14 protein-coding genes and 1 tRNA gene are annotated in these 16,409 nt (G+C 67.5%); 6 read left to right on the top strand and 9 right to left on the bottom strand.

Annotated elements, in window-relative coordinates; genetic code table 11:
- Positions 1-176: 176 nt before the first annotated feature.
- The 4 genes from ACSHSS_RS27630 to mfd form a co-directional block, all read right to left on the bottom strand.
- Positions 177-653, bottom strand: coding sequence for a DUF3574 domain-containing protein (locus ACSHSS_RS27630; protein WP_445545774.1), 477 nt, complete (start codon positions 651-653; stop codon positions 177-179).
- 132 nt (positions 654-785) lie between these two features.
- A complete protein-coding gene (locus tag ACSHSS_RS27625; RefSeq protein ID WP_006402214.1) occupies positions 786-1,805 on the bottom strand; it encodes a threonine/serine dehydratase in 1,020 nt (339 codons plus the stop codon).
- Between the two features lie 61 nt (positions 1,806-1,866).
- The gene (argE, locus tag ACSHSS_RS27620; RefSeq protein WP_445545773.1) at positions 1,867-3,087 is read right to left on the bottom strand and encodes an acetylornithine deacetylase; all 1,221 of its coding nucleotides are present in this window, start codon (positions 3,085-3,087) and stop codon (positions 1,867-1,869) included.
- A gap of 167 nt (positions 3,088-3,254) precedes the next feature.
- Positions 3,255-6,812 carry a transcription-repair coupling factor gene (gene mfd / locus ACSHSS_RS27615; RefSeq protein ID WP_369715460.1) on the bottom strand — a complete coding sequence of 1,186 codons (3,558 nt, stop codon included), beginning with the start codon at positions 6,810-6,812 and terminating at the stop codon, positions 3,255-3,257.
- A gap of 19 nt (positions 6,813-6,831) precedes the next feature.
- Between mfd and ispD the strand changes: the two genes are divergently transcribed.
- Together ispD and ispF are read left to right on the top strand one after the other, a co-directional pair.
- A complete protein-coding gene (gene ispD / locus ACSHSS_RS27610) occupies positions 6,832-7,542 on the top strand; it encodes a 2-C-methyl-D-erythritol 4-phosphate cytidylyltransferase (RefSeq protein WP_006402218.1) in 711 nt (236 codons plus the stop codon).
- 29 nt (positions 7,543-7,571) lie between these two features.
- Positions 7,572-8,057 (top strand): 2-C-methyl-D-erythritol 2,4-cyclodiphosphate synthase, encoded by a 486-nt coding sequence (gene ispF, locus ACSHSS_RS27605; protein WP_006402219.1) that lies wholly within the window; start codon positions 7,572-7,574, stop codon positions 8,055-8,057.
- A gap of 125 nt (positions 8,058-8,182) precedes the next feature.
- Here the strand turns inward: ispF and ACSHSS_RS27600 are convergent, their stop codons facing one another.
- From ACSHSS_RS27600 to ompR, 4 genes are all read right to left on the bottom strand, one after another.
- Positions 8,183-8,710, bottom strand: coding sequence for a carboxymuconolactone decarboxylase family protein (locus tag ACSHSS_RS27600; protein ID WP_006402220.1), 528 nt, complete (start codon positions 8,708-8,710; stop codon positions 8,183-8,185).
- Positions 8,711-8,787: 77 nt separating this feature from the next.
- Complete coding sequence (locus tag ACSHSS_RS27595; RefSeq protein WP_004192241.1) at positions 8,788-9,336, bottom strand: peroxiredoxin; 549 nt, start codon at positions 9,334-9,336, stop codon at positions 8,788-8,790.
- A 188-nt stretch (positions 9,337-9,524) separates the two neighbouring features.
- Complete coding sequence (locus ACSHSS_RS27590) at positions 9,525-10,886, bottom strand: ATP-binding protein (RefSeq protein WP_006402221.1); 1,362 nt, start codon at positions 10,884-10,886, stop codon at positions 9,525-9,527.
- A gap of 40 nt (positions 10,887-10,926) precedes the next feature.
- On the bottom strand, positions 10,927-11,661 hold the full coding sequence (gene ompR / locus ACSHSS_RS27585) for an osmolarity response regulator transcription factor OmpR (protein ID WP_004192636.1): 735 nt from the start codon (positions 11,659-11,661) through the stop codon (positions 10,927-10,929).
- Positions 11,662-11,918: 257 nt separating this feature from the next.
- Here ompR and ACSHSS_RS27580 point away from each other — a divergent pair, with 257 nt between their 5' ends.
- From ACSHSS_RS27580 to ACSHSS_RS27570, 3 genes are all read left to right on the top strand, one after another.
- A complete protein-coding gene (locus ACSHSS_RS27580) occupies positions 11,919-12,197 on the top strand; it encodes a hypothetical protein (protein WP_217104329.1) in 279 nt (92 codons plus the stop codon).
- 118 nt (positions 12,198-12,315) lie between these two features.
- Positions 12,316-13,815 carry a DUF1800 domain-containing protein gene (locus tag ACSHSS_RS27575; protein ID WP_445545772.1) on the top strand — a complete coding sequence of 500 codons (1,500 nt, stop codon included), beginning with the start codon at positions 12,316-12,318 and terminating at the stop codon, positions 13,813-13,815.
- A 61-nt stretch (positions 13,816-13,876) separates the two neighbouring features.
- A complete protein-coding gene (locus ACSHSS_RS27570; RefSeq protein ID WP_105841474.1) occupies positions 13,877-15,088 on the top strand; it encodes a DUF1501 domain-containing protein in 1,212 nt (403 codons plus the stop codon).
- Positions 15,089-15,104: 16 nt separating this feature from the next.
- Here the strand turns inward: ACSHSS_RS27570 and hpnD are convergent, their stop codons facing one another.
- Entirely contained in the window at positions 15,105-15,938 is an 834-nt protein-coding gene (gene hpnD, locus ACSHSS_RS27565; RefSeq protein WP_060041440.1) for a presqualene diphosphate synthase HpnD, read from the bottom strand.
- A 232-nt stretch (positions 15,939-16,170) separates the two neighbouring features.
- Here hpnD and ACSHSS_RS27560 point away from each other — a divergent pair.
- Positions 16,171-16,257: transfer RNA gene (locus ACSHSS_RS27560), tRNA-Leu, on the top strand.
- Positions 16,258-16,409: the final 152 nt, after the last annotated feature.

The following is a 16,409-nucleotide window of genomic DNA, read 5'->3' as shown; positions in this document are numbered from 1 at the left end:
CATGATCACGATCCGCCGAAATGCGTGATCACGTTCGCCGGAATACGCACTGCCGACGACCGCTCAAATCGACAAACGACGCCCCGGACTTCCACGAAGCCTTTTTTACACGTCGAGCCGCGAGCGCAGCCGGGCACGCGTCGCCCGCGCGCGTTCTTGACGACCGGAGCAGCTAATCAGAACGACGCACAAACGGGCACGAGCGTAATACCGACCGATTCCTGATGAAACCGTTGTGCATACGCGTCGCGGATCGTATCGAGCCGCGTGCGCGTGTCCGGCGTATCGTCGGCCACGATACGCACGACGAAGCTTCCCTCCTGCGTGATTCGCCCGCTCGCGCGATCGCGCCACTGTCCGTGCGTGTCCCAATACGTAAAGCCGTCGGGAAAGCGCGGTGTGACGACATCCGTGAGGAACGCCGCGCGCTCCGCATCGGTGACGGGTGCGCGTCCCGCGATGTCGCGACCGAACAGCAGATCGGCCTGCAGCGCCGCGTGCTGGCCGGGCTGCATGCATGCGCCGGCTATGCCTGCGATAGGCGAGGGCGTGCCCGCGCAACCGGCGACGAGCGCGATTGCCGCGGCGCCGATCGCGAGCCGCGCGCATCGCCGCCATACGGCGGCGCGCATGCGCAGCCGCGCAAACCGCATCTGCCCATTTCGCGCCCAGCGCGTTTCTCGCGCGTAAAACGCTGCCCGTTCAACCACTTGCGGGTTTGTTCGGCGAGTTATCAACAGGGCTGTCAACACAAACTGGGGATAACCCTAGGTCGCTCGCGCGCGTCAGCGCTGCAGCTTCGCGTGCGCGAGATGCATGCCGAGCGTCGCCGGATCGGTATTCGTGCCCGACAGCAGCACGCCGACGCGCTTGCCCTGCAGCGGCTCGCGCAGCGGCCCGAGCAGCGCCGCGAGTGCTGCCGCGCACGCCGGCTCGACCGCGAGCTTCAGGTTCGCGAACAGGAACAGCATCGCCGCGCGCAGCGCGTCGTCGGACACCGTAACGATCCGGTCGATATGACGACGGCAGAGCTGGTAGCTGTATTCCTCCGTGTGCGGCGCCATCAGCGAATCGGCGATCGTCTGCATCGCGCTCATCTTGATCGTGTGATTGGCCGCAAAGCTGCGGCTCATCGCGTCGGCGCCTTCGGGCTCGACGCCGTACACGTGCACGTGCGGATTCGCGAGACGCAGCGCGGTCGCAGCGCCGGCCGCGAGCCCGCCGCCGCCGATCGGCACGATCACCGCGTCGAGGTCGGGCGCCTGTGTCGCCCATTCGTAGCCGAGCGTCGCGGTGCCGAGAATCGTGTGATAGCCGTTGAACGGATGGATAAAGAAGCGGCCTTCCTCGGCCTCGATGCGCCGCACGATCTCGAATGCCTGCGAGGCGCTGCCCGCGAGCACGACTTCGGCGCGGTACTGCTTGCATTGCGCGATGCGCGTCGGGCTCGCGGTATGGAACATCACGACCTTCGCGCCGTGGCCGAGCCGCATCGCCGCATACGCGACGGCCGCCGCATGGTTGCCCGCCGATACGCAGGTGACGCCCGCGTTCTTGCGCGCGTCGTCGAGCGCGAGCAGGTGCGTGAACGCGCCGCGCGCCTTGAAGCTGCCGCTGACCTGCAGCAGTTCGAACTTGAAGTTCACGTGCGTGCCTTCGAGCGACGGCAGATCGGCGCGCTCGAACACGGGCGTGCGCGCGACCCACGGCGTCAGCGCGAAATGCTGCGCGGCGATTTCGTCGAGCGTCGGAATCGGCTCGCCGTCGATCGTCGTATGAACGAGGCCCTGCGGTTCAGTCGACATGGCGTGGCGTGTGGCGGAGGTGAACCGGCCCGCGCACACGGGCCGGCGGGCGAGAGAGCGGTCAGCGTGCGTCGACCGACATGCTGCGGATGAACTTGCGCAGGAACTGCTCGCAGGCGGCGAGCTGCGCGAGTTCGACATATTCGTTCGGCTTGTGAGCCTGCTCGATGTTGCCGGGCCCGCACACGACGCTCGGAATGCCCGCACGTTCGAACAGGCCCGCTTCGGTGCCGTACGCGACCTTGCGTTTGTCCTGGTCGGCCGTCAGCGCCCGTACGAGCTGCGTGATCGCGGCCTGCTCGGTCGCGTCGAGCCCCGGCGCGGCCGCGATCTTCGAGAACTCGATCGCCGCGTTCGGGTGCTCGCGACGCATCTGCGGCAGCAGCGTGTCGTTCGCATACGCTTCGATGCGCGCGAAGATCTGCTCGGGGTCGAGCGTCGGCAGATTGCGGAACTCGAAGTCGAATCGGCATTCGGCCGGCACCGTGTTGATCGCGTTGCCGCCCTGGATCGTGCTCGTCTGCGCGGTCGTGAACGGCACGTCGTACAGCGTATCGAACGGGCCCTCCGCGCGGAACCGGTCGGCGATGTCGCGGATATGGCAGATCAGGCGCGCCGCGTACTCGATCGCGTTCAGCCCCTTCGGCGTGAGCGACGAGTGCGCCGCATGGCCGCGCACGCAGCAGCGGTATGCGTTGATACCCTTGTGCGCAATGATCGGACGCATGCTCGTGGGCTCGCCGACGATGCAGCCCGACGGCTGCACGCCGCGCTTCACGAGATCGGCGATCATCAGCGGCGCGCCGGCGCAGCCGATTTCCTCGTCGTAGGACAGCGCGAAGTGAATCGGCTTCGCGAGCTTGGTCGCCTGCATCTCGGGCAGCAGCGCGAGCGCCGTGCCGATGAAACCCTTCATGTCGCAGGTGCCGCGGCCGTACAGGCGATCGTCGCGCACTTCCGGCGCGAACGGATCGCTGTCCCATTGCTGGCCGTCGACGGGCACGACGTCGGTGTGCCCGGACAGCACGATGCCGCCGTTCGTCGAGCCGTCGTGCGCGGGCACGGTCGCGAACAGATTTGCCCAGCCTTCGCGCGCATCGTGCGTGATCGTCGACGCGATGCCTTTCGCGGCGAGCGCGTCACGCACGGTCTCGATCAGCCCGAGGTTCGGCACGCGGCTCGTCGTGTCCATCGACACCAGCTGCTTGACCCAGGGCAGGCCCACGAGTGCGTGATCGCGTGAATCGGCGGCCGGTTGGGTCGTCGCGTCGAGAGTGGACATGGCAGAACTCCGTCAGATGAATGGGAAAATCATACTCAAAAACGCCCCGGCCCGCCTTCGTCGCACGCAGTGCGGTGCAGCATCGCCGCGCCGTATCGCCGCCCGCAAAGGGGCACCGATACGCGGACGCGGCCGCACACCGCCGTGCGCCGCACGCGCGCCGCGCGTCAGCGTGCGGCGCTTGCCGCGTCCTGCCGATGTCCGAGCGCGCGCAGCGTCTCCTTGATTGTCGACACGCGGATCGCGAGATCGGGCGAGCGCGTTTCGATGCGCAGCTTGTCCTGGCCCGCGAGCTTGATGTGCCGATGCTTCTGCACCATCTCGATGATCCGCATCGGATCGATCGGCGGATTCGGCACGAACTGCAGCCCGATCGCGGCTTCGCTCGCGTCGATCTTCGTGATGCCGAGCGGTTTCGCGGCGAGCCGCAGCCGATGCGTTTCGACGAGCGCCTGCGCCTGCGGCGGCAGCTTGCCGAAGCGGTCGATCAGCTCTTCCTGGATGCCGTCGATCGCATCGGCGTGCTCGCAGTTCGCGAGCCGCTTGTAGAGCGACAGCCGCTCCTGCACGTCCGCGCAGTAGTCGGCCGGCAGGATCGCGGGCGCATGCAGGTTGATCTCGGTCGTCGCCGCGAGCGGCGCGGTGAGGTCGGGCTCCTTGCCGTTCTTCAGCGCTTTCACCGCATCGTTGAGCATCTCCGTATAGAGCTGGAAGCCGATCTCGTGGATCTCGCCCGACTGCTTGTCGCCGAGCACCTCGCCGGTGCCGCGGATCTCGAGATCGTGCATCGCCAGATAGAAGCCCGAACCGAGTTCCTCCATCTGCTGGATCGCCTCGAGCCGGCGCTGCGCCTGTTTGGTGAGCGCCTGCGGATCGTGGACCAGCAGGTACGCATACGCCTGGTGATGCGAGCGGCCGACGCGGCCGCGCAACTGGTGCAACTGCGCGAGGCCGAACTTGTCCGCGCGGTGCATGATGATCGTGTTCGCACTCGGCACGTCGATGCCGGTCTCGATGATCGTCGTACAGAGCAGCACGTTCGCGCGCTGCGCGACGAAATCGCGCATCACGCGCTCGAGCTCGCGCTCGTGCATCTGGCCGTGCGCGATCACGATGCGCGCCTCGGGCACGAGTTCCTCGAGCATCGCCTTGCGGTTCTCGATCGTCTCGACCTCGTTGTGCAGGAAGTACACCTGGCCGCCGCGCTTCAGCTCGCGCAGCATCGCCTCGCGGATCACGCTTTCTTCCTCGCGGCGAACGAAGGTTTTGATCGCGAGCCGCTTCTGCGGCGCGGTCGCGATCACCGAGAAATCGCGCAGCCCTTCGAGCGCCATCCCGAGCGTGCGCGGAATCGGCGTCGCGGTCAGCGTCAGCACGTCGACTTCCGCGCGCAATGCCTTCAGCGCCTCCTTCTGACGCACGCCGAAGCGGTGCTCCTCGTCGATGATCACGAGGCCGAGCCGCTTGAACTGCACGTCCGACGACAGCAGCTTGTGCGTGCCGATCACGATGTCGACGCTGCCTTCGTTGATCTGCGCGATTGCCGCGTTCACTTCCTTGGTCGTCTTGAAGCGCGACAGCTCGACGATGCGCACCGGCCAGTCCGCGAAGCGATCGGCGAAGGTCTGCGTATGCTGCTCGGCGAGCAGCGTGGTCGGCGACAGCAGCGCGACCTGCTTGCCGCCCATCACCGCGATGAACGCCGCACGCAACGCGACCTCGGTCTTGCCGAAGCCGACGTCGCCGCACACGAGGCGGTCCATCGGCTTGCCGCTCGTCATGTCGCCAATCACGGCCGCGATCGCCGCGGCTTGGTCGGGCGTCTCCTCGAAGCCGAAGCTTTCCGCGAACTTCACGTAGTCGCGCGGATCGAGCGCGAACGCATGGCCTTCGCGCGCCGCGCGGCGCGCGTAGAGGTTCAGCAGCTCGGCCGCCGTATCGCGGATCTGCTGCGCGGCCTTGCGCTTCGCGCGCTCCCACTGGCCGGAGCCGAGCGCATGCAGCGGCGCGCTGTCGGGATCGGCGCCGCTGTAGCGCGAGATCACGTGCAGTTGTGCGACGGGCACGTACAGCTTGCTGTCGCCCGCGTATTCGAGATGCAGGAATTCGGTTTCGCCTTCGCCGAGATCCATCGACACGAGGCCCATGTAGCGGCCGATGCCGTGCTGCGCATGGACGACCGGGTCGCCGACCTTCAGCTCGGACAGGTCGCGCACCATCGCGTCGACGTTGCTCGCCTGTTCCTGCCGGCGGCGGCCCGCGCGACGGCCGAGCGCGCCGTACAGCTCGGTCTCGGTGACGATCGCATAGCCTTCGCCCGGCACCGCGAAGCCGTTCGCGAGCGGCGCGACGCCGAGCGCGAAGCGCGCGTCGCTCTCGAGCCAGCCGGCGAAATGATCGTTCGACGCGGGGCGCAGACGATGTTCGGCGAGCAACTGCAGGATCGTCTCGCGGCGGCCGGCCGACTCGACGGTCAGCAGCACGCGCTTGCCGGAAGTCTCGACGAAGGTACGCAGCGCGGCGAGCGGATCGTCCGCATGACGGTCGACGGTCAGCTCGGGCAGCGCGGTCGCCCAGCCGCCGGCCGGCTGCGCGGGCAGCACGAGACGCGCGAACGGCTTGGCGAGCGTGAAGAAATCGTCGTCCGACAGGAACAGCCGCTGAGGCTCGAGGATCGGCCGCTCGCGGTCGTGCGACAGGAACGCATAGCGCTGCTTGGTATCGGCCGTGAAGCGGCGGATCGACGCGTCGAGATCGCCGGCAAACACGAGATGCGCGTCCTGCGGCAGATAGTGGAACAGCGTCGCGGTTTCGTCGAAGAACAGCGGCAGGTAATACTCGATGCCGGCCGACGGCACGCCGTTGCCGATGTCCTTGTAGATCGGCGCGCGGCTCGGGTCGCCTTCGAACGTTTCGCGCCAGCGGCTGCGAAACGCGGTGCGCGCGGCTTCGTCGAACGGGAATTCGCGGCCCGGCAGCAGCCGCACGTCGCGCACCGGGTAGAGGCTGCGCTGCGTGTCGGGATCGAACGCACGGATCGAGTCGACCTGATCGTCGAACAGGTCGATCCGGTACGGCAGCGGCGAGCCCATCGGGAACAGGTCGATCAGCGAGCCGCGCACGCAGTATTCGCCGGGCCGCACGACCTGGCTCACGTGCTCGTAGCCGGCGAGCGTGAGCTGCGATTTCAGCTTCGCTTCGTCGAGACGCTCGCCCTGCGCGAACGCGAACGTATAGGCGGCCATGAACGACGCGGGCGGCATCCGGTACAGCGCGGTCGTGGCCGGCACGAGCAGGATGTCGCAGCGGCCTTCGCCGAGATCGTGCAGCGTCGCGAGACGCTCGGACACGAGATCCTGGTGCGGCGAGAACGTGTCGTACGGCAGCGTTTCCCAGTCCGGCAGCAGGCGCACGCGCGCGTCCGGCGCGAAATAGCCGATTTCCTGCGAAAGACGCTGCGCGTCGACCGCATTCGCGCAGATCACGGCGAGCAGCGGCACGTGTTCACGGTTGTCGGCGAGGTAGCGGGCGATGGCGAGCGCATCGGCGGAGCCGTGCGTGCCGTCGAAGGCGAACCGCTGGCCGGGCTTGACGCGGGCAACGGGCGAAGCGAACGGGGTGGAAGCGTTGTCTGGCATAGGGACGGCAGGGTGGCGGACGCGCGCGCATGGCAAGGCGGCGGCCGGGACGAAAGACCTATTATAAAATCCGCTTCTCGATTTCACCTTTCCGGCGTTCTCCTTCGTGACTCCCCGACTTTTCGCCCTGATTCCCTGTGCCGGCACGGGCAGCCGTTCCGGCTCGGCCGTGCCGAAGCAATACCGGACGCTCGCCGGCCGCGCGCTGCTGCACTACACGCTGGCCGCGTTCGACGCGTGCAGCGAATTCGCGCAGACGCTCGTCGTGCTCGCGCCCGACGACACGCACTTCGATGCGCGCCGCTTCGCGGGGCTGCGCTTCGCGGTGCGTCGCTGCGGCGGCGCGTCGCGGCAGGCGTCGGTGCTCAACGGGCTGCTCGGGCTCGCCGAATTCGGCGCGGCCGATCACGACTGGGTGCTCGTGCACGACGCCGCGCGCCCGGGCATCACGCCGGAGCTGATCCGCACGCTGGTCGCGACGCTGAAGGACGATCCGGTCGGCGGCATCGTCGCGCTGCCCGTCGCCGATACGCTCAAGCGCGTGCCGGCCGGCGGCGACGCGATCGCGCGCACCGAGCCGCGCGACGCGCTCTGGCAGGCGCAGACGCCGCAGATGTTTCGCATCGGCATGCTGCGCGACGCGATCCAGCGCGCGCAGCGCGAAGGGCACGACCTGACCGACGAGGCGAGCGCGATCGAATGGTCCGGCCATACGCCGCGCGTCGTGCAGGGCAGCCTGCGCAACTTCAAGGTCACGTATCCCGAAGATTTCGCGCTCGCGGAGGCGATTCTCGCGCGCGCCGCGAACGCTTCGTGATTGTCAATTTCCCCTCAATCGGAACACGCATGGATTTCAGAATCGGACAAGGCTACGACGTGCACCAGCTCGTTGCGGGGCGCCCGCTCATCATCGGCGGTGTGTCGATTCCGTACGAGCGCGGCCTGCTCGGCCACTCGGACGCGGACGTACTGCTGCACGCGATCACCGACGCACTGTTCGGTGCGGCGGCGCTCGGCGACATCGGCCGTCATTTCTCGGACACCGACGCCGCGTTCAAGGGCGCCGACAGCCGCGTGCTGCTGCGCGAATGCGTCGCGCGCGTGAAGGCGGCCGGCTTCGCGATCCAGAACGTCGACAGCACGGTCATCGCACAGGCGCCGAAGCTCGCGCCGCACATCGAAGCGATGCGCGCGAACATCGCGGCCGATCTCGGGTTGCCGCTCGAACGCGTGAACGTGAAGGCGAAGACCAACGAGAAGCTCGGCTATCTCGGTCGCGGCGAAGGGATCGAGGCGCAGGCGGCCGCGCTGCTCGTGAAGCAGGGCGGCTGACAACGGCGCGCCGCGCAGCGCGGCAGCCGGTGCTGCACGGCGCCCGGAAAAGCGAAATGCCACGCGAAAGCGTGGCATTTTCGTTTGCGGCGTGCGTCCGGCGAGGCCGGACGCTGCGGTATCGCTTATTCGCCTTCGGCGGCGATCACCTGCGCGGCGGCGTTGATCACCGACGCGATGCGGCCGACGTCGCGCAGCTGCGTGACGGTCATGCCTTGCTCGTTCTTCAGCAGCGCATAGTGCGACTTCACGCAGAAGTGGCACTTGCCGACGATCGATGCGGCGAGCGCGTACATCTCGAACTTGCGCTTGTCGACACCGCCGTGCGATGCATACGCGCCCATGCGCAGCTCGGCGCGCTGCGTCTTCAGATCGGCGTCGTCGGCCATCTCGACGTACGGATACCAGGTGTTGTTCATCCCCATCAGCGCGGCCGCGGTCAGCGCGGCATGCGTTTCTTCGGGCGACAGCACGTTCGCTTCGCGGATCGTCTTCACGAGCACCGTGCTCTTCGCGGCGACCGCCGCGGCCAGCGCGACGCCGACCGCATCGTTGCCTTCGAGCGACGAGCGCGAGATCGTGCCGTCGAGGTTCAGACGGATGTCCTTCGCGTAGTCGGGAATACGTGCCTTAATCGAATCGATGAATTCCATTGATATCTCCTATGAGTTGGCCGTGAAAAAAGCCCGCAGGCAGGACGCGCGCCGCGGGCTTTCGTGCATCGATGCGCTTACAGCGTTGCGCCGCCGATTGCGCGGTTGCACGGGCACAGTTCGTCCGTTTGCAGGCCGTCCAGAATGCGCAGGATTTCTTCCGGGCTGCGGCCGACGTTCAGGTTGTTCACCGAAACGTGCTGGATCGTGTTGTCCGGATCGACGATGAACGTCGCGCGCAGTGCGACGCCGGCTTCCTTGTCACGCACGCCGAGCTGGTCGATCAGTTCGCCCTTGACGTCGCCGAACGAGTAGTGGTTCAGCTTGTCGAGGTCCTTGTGCTCACGACGCCATGCGAGCTTGACGAATTCGTTGTCCGAGCTGCCGCCGAGCAGAACGGCGTCGCGCTCTTCGAACTGCTTCGCGAGCTTCGCGAATTCGACGATTTCCGTCGGGCACACGAACGTGAAGTCCTTCGGATAGAAGTAGATGATCTTCCACTTGCCCGGGAACGACGCTTCGGTGACGGTCTCGAACGCCGACTGGCCGTTTTCCTCGTGATTGTTGAAGCCCGGCTTCGCGGCTACGACGGTGAAAGCTTCGAGTTTATCGCCCACGGTTTTCATGCGGATACTCCTGTATGAGTTGGGAAGAAGACTGAGTCAAGCTACCTCGGTGCTGCAACGATCATGTGACAGCATGGGGAGACTATAACACTATTAGTAAAGCGATTCAATAGATTTTGACTAACGCTCCCCATAGATTTTCTCAACCGCGGCGATAGTGTGACGCGCAATAAACGTGCGCGCCCGCGTCATGCGGTCGCGCGCGACTTGCCGGTGCCGGGGAATTCGAGCGTGACCTCGAGCCCCGCTTCGGGGTTGCGGTTGCGCAGGCGCAGCGTGCCGCGATAGCGGCCGACGAGGCGCAGCACGATCGCCATCCCGAGGCCGGTGCCGTCGGCCTTCGAGCGTGCGGCGTCGACGCGGTAGAACGGCCGCATCACGAGCGGCAGCTGATCTTCGGGAATGCCGGGGCCTTCGTCGCTGACCGACAGCTCGACGCGCGCATGCGACACGCGCGTCTCGAGCGTGATCCGCGAGATGCCGTCGTGCTTGCTTTGCCCGTATTTGCGCGCGTTCTCGACGAGGTTGCCGACCACGCGGCGCATGTCGGTTTCGTCGGCCTCGATGATCGCGGCCGGCGCGAGCCGCAGGCGGATCTCGACGCCGTCCTCGCTCGACACGCGCGCGGCCACGTCCTGCGCGACCGTCGACAGATCGACGGGCTCGGGCTTGCGCTGCGTCGGCCGCGCGTAATCGATGAAGGCGGCGATGATGCGGTCCATCTGCTCGATGTCGTCGACCATCGCGTCCTTGGTCGCCTGGTCGGACGGACTCATTTCGGTTTCGAGGCGCAGCCGTGCGAGCGGCGTGCGCAGGTCGTGCGAAATGCCGGCGAGCATCAGTGCGCGGTCGGCCTCGAGCTGCTCGAGGTCGCGCACCATCTGGTTGAAGCTGCGGTTGGTTTCGGCCGCGACGCCCATCCCGCGCTCGGGCAGCGGCTCGGGCGCCTGGCCCGAACCGACCTGGCGCGCGGCGAGCGCGAGCCGCGAGAACGGCCGGTTCACGAGGCTCGTGATGAACGCGGAGCCGAACAGCGACAGCGCGAGCGCGAACAGCCCCCAGCCGGCCCACTGCAGGCCCGTGACCGTATCGAGCTGATCGCGATCGAGCGCGACCCAGTAGTCGTCGTCGTCGATCTTGAAGCTGATCCACACGCCCGGAATGTCGTTGACCGACTGCGCGATCACGGTATCGTCGCCGAGGCGGCTGCGGATGTCGTGTTCGATCAGCCGGTTCAGCGATTCGTCGGGCTGCAGCCGGAACTTGTCAGTCTTCTCGCGCGGGTACACGCGCACGCCTTCGTTGCTCTCGAGATCCTGCAGCAGCGCGCGGCGCAGATCGGGATCGGAGTAGAGCAGCGCGGTGCGCGTGAGCTTCACGATCGCGACGAGCTGCAGCGCGACGCGCTGCGCGCGCGGCTCGCGCTCGATCACGCGAAAGCTCTGAAACCACGCGGCGAGACTGACCGAGATCAGCAGCGCGATCAGCAGGAAGGTGCGCCAGAACAGCCCGCCGAACGCGAGCTGCAGAAGGCGCCGGTCGATACGCATGGGACGGGCCGTGAGCGGGCGAAACCGGAAGGAAGGACGATCAGGCGGCGCCGTCCGGGATGAACACGTAGCCGAGACCCCAGACGGTCTGGATGAAGCGCGGGCTGCCCGGATCGGGCTCGATCAGCTTGCGCAGACGCGAGATCTGCACGTCGAGGCTGCGGTCGAACACTTCGTATTCGCGCCCGCGTGCGAGCTCCATCAGCTTTTCGCGCGACAGCGGCTGGCGCGGATGACGCGCGAACACCTTCAGCACCGAGAATTCGCCGGTGGTCAGCGGAATTTCCTGGCCGGATTTGGTCAGCGTGCGCGTCGCGAGATTCAGCGAGAACTCGCCGAACTCGAACACCTCGGTGGTTTCCGACGGCGCGCCCGGCAGCTCGGCCGGCGCCTGGCGGCGCAGCACCGCGTGAATGCGCGCGACGAGCTCGCGCGGGTTGAACGGCTTCGGCAGGTAGTCGTCGGCGCCCATCTCGAGGCCGACGATGCGATCGACGTCTTCGCCTTTCGCGGTCAGCATGATGATCGGCGTGCGGTCGTTGCTGCCGCGCAGACGACGGCAGATCGACAGGCCGTCTTCGCCGGGCAGCATCAGGTCGAGCACGAGCAGGTCGAAGCGCTCGCGCACCCAGAGTTTGTTCATCGCGGTCGCGTTCTCCGCGACGTAGACGTTGAAGCCTTGCTCGCCGAGATAGCGGCGCAGCAGATCGCGCAGGCGCGGGTCGTCGTCGACGACGAGAATCTTGGAGGGGTTTTTCGTTTCCATGAGCGGCATCTTATCGCGAATGGGAAATGGCGCGCCGTCGAGGATTTTGGCGCGTTACAGTCAGTTACAAAATTTACCCGTGGTGTCGCGCGGAGTAAAGGCACGCTATAGAGATTCCTTTACTCGAAGCCGAAATTCGGTAGATACTCGCTGCACTCCATCTTTCATCTTTGCACACCCGAATTCCGCAGGGTTTTTCTAGTACCAGAGGTAGCCGGTTGCCGCGTGACGAAGGGAACAAATCGACCAAAGAAGCGAGGACGGTCATGCGATCTGCCCGGATTGCACTGATGCTGACGATCGCGCTCGCCGGTCCGTATGCGTCGAACTTCGCGTATGCGCAACGCCCCGAGCAGGGCGCATGGTCGCGCAAGGCGCCGCGCGGCAAGGCGCCGCAGCCCGATCGCGTCGCCGATCCGTCCGTCCGTTCCGCCGTGCCCCCCGATCTCGAGCAGCGCCGCCGCGACGGCCACATGACACCCGAAGAGCGTCATCTGCTGCGTCAGCACATCGAGGACGCCGTGCGCGAGCTGTACAAGCGCTGAGCGCGCCGTCTTCCGCGCCTGCGGAAATACACGGTAGCAATTTCTCCGTCAACGCCGCGGCGACGCGTGCCGTTGAACCGGCATTCGCACGCTGCGTGCGTTCCCGGAGCCGATCACGATGGAAGCGAATACAGCCGGCGCGGCATCGTCGCCCGCGATGCAGACGCCGCTCGATGCCGACGACGCGTTGTTCTTCCTCACGCGCACCGGCTTCTCGCCGGCACCGGCGGACGTCGCGCGGGCGGTCGGCATGACGCGCGCGCAGCTCGTCGCCGACACGCTCGGCAACGTCCGGCGCACGCCGGTCACCGCATGGCCCGACTGGATCGACGAGCCGCCTCCGCCGCGCGCGCTGCGCCGTGCGCTCACGCCCGACATGCGGCGCGAAGCGCGGCGGCTGCGCGATCGGCGTTACGACGCATTACGGGCCGCGTGGGTCGACGAGATGGTCGCGACGCCGTCGCCGCTCACCGAGCGCATGACGCTGTTCTGGCATGGCCACTTCACGTCGGGACAGGACAAGGTGCCGTACCCGCAGACGATGGCCGCGCAGAATGCGCTGTTTCGCCGCGAGGCGCTCGGCAATTTCGGCACGCTGCTGCATGCGGTCGCGAAGGATCCGGCAATGCTGCAGTACCTCGACGGCGCGAGCAATCGCAACGGGCGGCCGAACGAGAATTTTGCGCGCGAGGTGATGGAGCTGTTCACGCTCGGCGAAGGGCACTATACGCAGCGTGACGTGACCGAAGCGGCGCGCGCGATGACCGGCTGGACCGTCGATCCCGACACGCTGCGCTTCGTCGTGCGCACCGACTGGCACGATGCCGGCGACAAGACGATACTCGGCGAGACCGGCCCGTTCGACGGCGACGCGTTTCTCGACATCCTGCTGAAGCAGCGCGAGACCGCGCGCTTCGTCGCCGCGAAGCTGTGGCGCGAGTTCGTGTCCGACACGCCCGATGCGCGCGAGCTCGAGATCGTCGCCGACCGCTTTCGCGCGAGCGGCTACGACATCCGCGCGGCGCTCGCCGCGCTGTGGTCGACCGACGCGTTCTGGGATCCGCGCAACCGCGGCGTGCTCGTCAAGTCGCCGGCCGAATTCGTCGTCGGGTCGGTGCGGATGTTCGACGTCGCGTACGGCGATCCGCAGATGCTCGCGAACACCGTGCGCACGCTCGGACAGAACCTGTTCTATCCGCCGAACGTGAAGGGCTGGCCCGGCGGCGCAATGTGGATCAACAGCACGACGTTGCTCGCGCGCAAGCAGTTCGTCGAGCAGCTGTTCCGCGCGACCGAGACGGCCGGCATGCGCACGGGCGTCGCGGCGAATATGCCGTCGCCGTCGCCGTCGCGCGTCGGGCCGTCCGTCGCGGCCGCGATGACGAGCGGCGTGGCGGCGCGGCCGGCGTTGCCGGCGCGCGGCGGCCTGCGCTTCGATCTCGAGCGCTGGCTTGCGCAGTACCGTGCGCGCCCGCAGGCGGTCGCGGGGCTGTCGACCGAGCTGCAACTGCAGCATGCGGTGTTGCCGGTGCCGCCCGTCGCCGCGATCGACACGGCGTCGACCGGCAGCGCGTATCTGCAGGCGCTGCTGATGGATCCGGCCTATCAATTGAAATGACGACGAATCGGGCCGTTGCCGCTGCGGCGCGCACGCCGCGCGGCAGGCCGAAGGATGCATGATGAACCGACGAGATTTTCTGACGCTGACCGGCGCCGCGGCCGCGGCGGGCGTGTCGCTATGGCCCTCGGTGTCGCGCGCGGCGGCTGCCGGGCAATCGTCCGCGGCCCGCTATGAGAACGTGCTGATCCTCGTCGAGCTGAAGGGCGGCAACGACGGGCTCAACACCGTCGTGCCGTACGCCGATCCGCTCTACTACCAGTATCGGCGCAGCATCGGCGTCAAAAGCGACCAGGTGTTGCAGCTCGACGCGCAGACCGGCCTGCATCCGTCGCTGGCGCCGCTGATGCCGCTGTGGCGCGACGGGCAGCTCGCGATCGTGCAGGGCGTCGGTTATCCGCAGCCGAACCTGTCGCATTTCCGTTCGATCGAGATCTGGGACACCGCGTCGCGCGCCGATCAGTATCTGCACGAAGGCTGGCTCACGCGCACGTTCGCGCAGGCGCCCGTGCCGCCCGGCTTCGCGGCCGACGGCGTGGTGCTCGGCAGCGCCGAGATGGGGCCGCTCGCGAACGGCGCGCGTGCGATCGCGCTCGTCAATCCCGCGCAGTTCGTGCGCGCGGCGCGGCTCGCCGAACCGTCGTCGCTGCGCGAACGCAATCCGGCGCTCGCGCACGTGATCGATGTCGAGAACGATATCGTGAAGGCCGCCGACCGGCTGCGTCCGCGCGGCGGCATGCGCGCGTTCGCGACGGCGTTTCCGGGCGGCGCATTCGGCACGTCGGTGAAGACCGCGATGCAGGTGCTGGCCGCGTGCGACGCGAACGGGCGCGGCACGCAGGACGGCGTCGCGGTGCTGCGGCTGACGCTCAACGGCTTCGACACGCACCAGAATCAGCCGGGCCAGCATGCGGCGCTGCTCAAGCAGTTCGCGGAAGGGATGACGGCGCTGCGCGGCGCGCTGATCGAGCTCGGCCGCTGGGATACGACGCTCGTGATGACCTACGCGGAGTTCGGGCGGCGCGTGCGCGAGAACCAGAGCAACGGCACCGATCACGGCACGGCCGCGCCGCACTTCGTCATGGGCGGTCGCGTGATCGGCGGGCTGTATGGCGCCCCGCCGGCGCTGGCGCGACTCGACGGCAACGGCAATCTGCCGGTCGCCGTCGATTTTCGTCAGCTTTATGCGACCGTGCTCGGCCCGTGGTGGGGGCTCGATGCGACGAGCGTGCTGCAGCAGCGCTTCGATACGCTGCCGCTGCTGAAGGCGTGATGCCGGTCGCGGCGCGTCAGCGACGGCGCGCGGCGCGCCACGCGATCCACAGTTTGCGGATCGGCGTCAGCGCGATGCGCTGATGCAGCACCTGATAGCCGTCGCGCTCGATTTCGTCGAGCAGCGCGCGCGCGAGCGCGATCTGCGCACGCAAGGTGCGTTGCGCGCGGCGTTCGGCGGCCGGGATCGCAGCGTCGGCTGCGTCGAGCGCTTCGCGCGCGCGGGCCGTCTGGAACTGCATCAATTCGGTGAACGCGGGGCTGTAGCGCCGATTCAGCAGGTCGGCCGCCGTCACGTTGTAGCGCTGCAGTTCGTCGATCGGCAGATAGATGCGGCCGTGGCGCGCGTCGTTGCCGAGCTCCTGCACGAACTGCGCGAGCATCAGTGCGCGGCCGACGTCGGCCGCCCAGGGCTGTGAGTCGCCCGGTTGCGCGGCGGCCGCGCGCGCGACGAGCGCCGCGAACGTGCCGCCCACCTGCGCGACGTAGCGCTGCAGATTCGCGAAATCGAGATAGCGCGCCTGCTCGAGATCCATCCCGTAGCCGTTCACGAGCGTGCGCAGCGCGTCGGCTTCGGCGGCGATCGACGGATGGTGCCGCGCGAGCGCCTGCGTGACCGGATGCGACGGCTGGCCGTTCGCGAGCGCCGCGAGCTCCTTGTGCCACCACGCGAGCTTCGTGTGTCCGACGGTCGGGTCGCTGATTTCCTTGACGGTTTCCTCGAGTTCGCGGCGCAGCGCGAACAGCGCGGTCAGGCGCGGCTCGACCGCGGCCGGCGCCTGACGCAATGCGTAGTAGACGCTGGAGCCCGCGGGGGCGGCCTTTTGCTGGCAGTAATCGTCGAAGTTCACGGGGCAGATTCGGGTCGGGGGCAGGGACGGACGCGCACGGGCGGCGCGGCCGTCACGTCGAGCGCGGCATTCTAGCACCGCCGACCGCGCGGTGCCGGCGAGCGAGACAACGCCGCGCAGATCGGGTAGAATCTCGCGCTCGCCTGATCGGGGCGCCGGTGTCGCCGGCCGCAAACCCCCGACGTGCGGGGCGCAGACGATGCGCCCGCGCGGTCTGGCGACGCAAGGATCCGCGTGAGTGGCGAAATTGGTAGACGCACCAGGTTTAGGTCCTGACGCCCGCAAGGGTGTGCCGGTTCGAGTCCGGCCTCACGCACCACCGAATACGTGCCGCACGGCCCGATTCCGAAAAAAAGCGCTGCCGGTCCCGGATGAACTGACCCCGCAAAGTTGGACGGTTAAACACTAGGCGCCCAAGGGCTAGGCGCCCAAGGGCTGAGTTCTGTATTGCACGGGACTCAGCCCTTTCAA

The sequence above is a fragment of the Burkholderia sp. BC1 genome (genome assembly GCF_052683555.1).
The sequence above is the reverse complement of the archived record's forward strand: the minus strand, read 5'-3'. Positions and strand labels throughout refer to the sequence as shown.

Bases quoted from the DNA above. Each gene is read 5' to 3' on its own strand.
- ispF (WP_006402219.1), top strand. From the start codon at position 7,572: ATGGATTTCAGAATCGGACAAGGCTACGACGTGCACCAGCTCGTTGCG.
- argE (WP_445545773.1), bottom strand. From the start codon at position 3,087: ATGTCCACTCTCGACGCGACGACCCAACCGGCCGCCGATTCACGCGAT.
- ACSHSS_RS27590 (WP_006402221.1), bottom strand. From the start codon at position 10,886: ATGCGTATCGACCGGCGCCTTCTGCAGCTCGCGTTCGGCGGGCTGTTC.
- ACSHSS_RS27630 (WP_445545774.1), bottom strand. From the start codon at position 653: ATGCGGTTTGCGCGGCTGCGCATGCGCGCCGCCGTATGGCGGCGATGC.
- ACSHSS_RS27625 (WP_006402214.1), bottom strand. From the start codon at position 1,805: ATGTCGACTGAACCGCAGGGCCTCGTTCATACGACGATCGACGGCGAG.
- ACSHSS_RS27570 (WP_105841474.1), top strand. From the start codon at position 13,877: ATGAACCGACGAGATTTTCTGACGCTGACCGGCGCCGCGGCCGCGGCG.
- ACSHSS_RS27595 (WP_004192241.1), bottom strand. From the start codon at position 9,336: ATGAAAACCGTGGGCGATAAACTCGAAGCTTTCACCGTCGTAGCCGCG.
- ACSHSS_RS27580 (WP_217104329.1), top strand. From the start codon at position 11,919: ATGCGATCTGCCCGGATTGCACTGATGCTGACGATCGCGCTCGCCGGT.
- ACSHSS_RS27575 (WP_445545772.1), top strand. From the start codon at position 12,316: ATGGAAGCGAATACAGCCGGCGCGGCATCGTCGCCCGCGATGCAGACG.
- ACSHSS_RS27600 (WP_006402220.1), bottom strand. From the start codon at position 8,710: ATGGAATTCATCGATTCGATTAAGGCACGTATTCCCGACTACGCGAAG.
- ompR (WP_004192636.1), bottom strand. From the start codon at position 11,661: ATGCCGCTCATGGAAACGAAAAACCCCTCCAAGATTCTCGTCGTCGAC.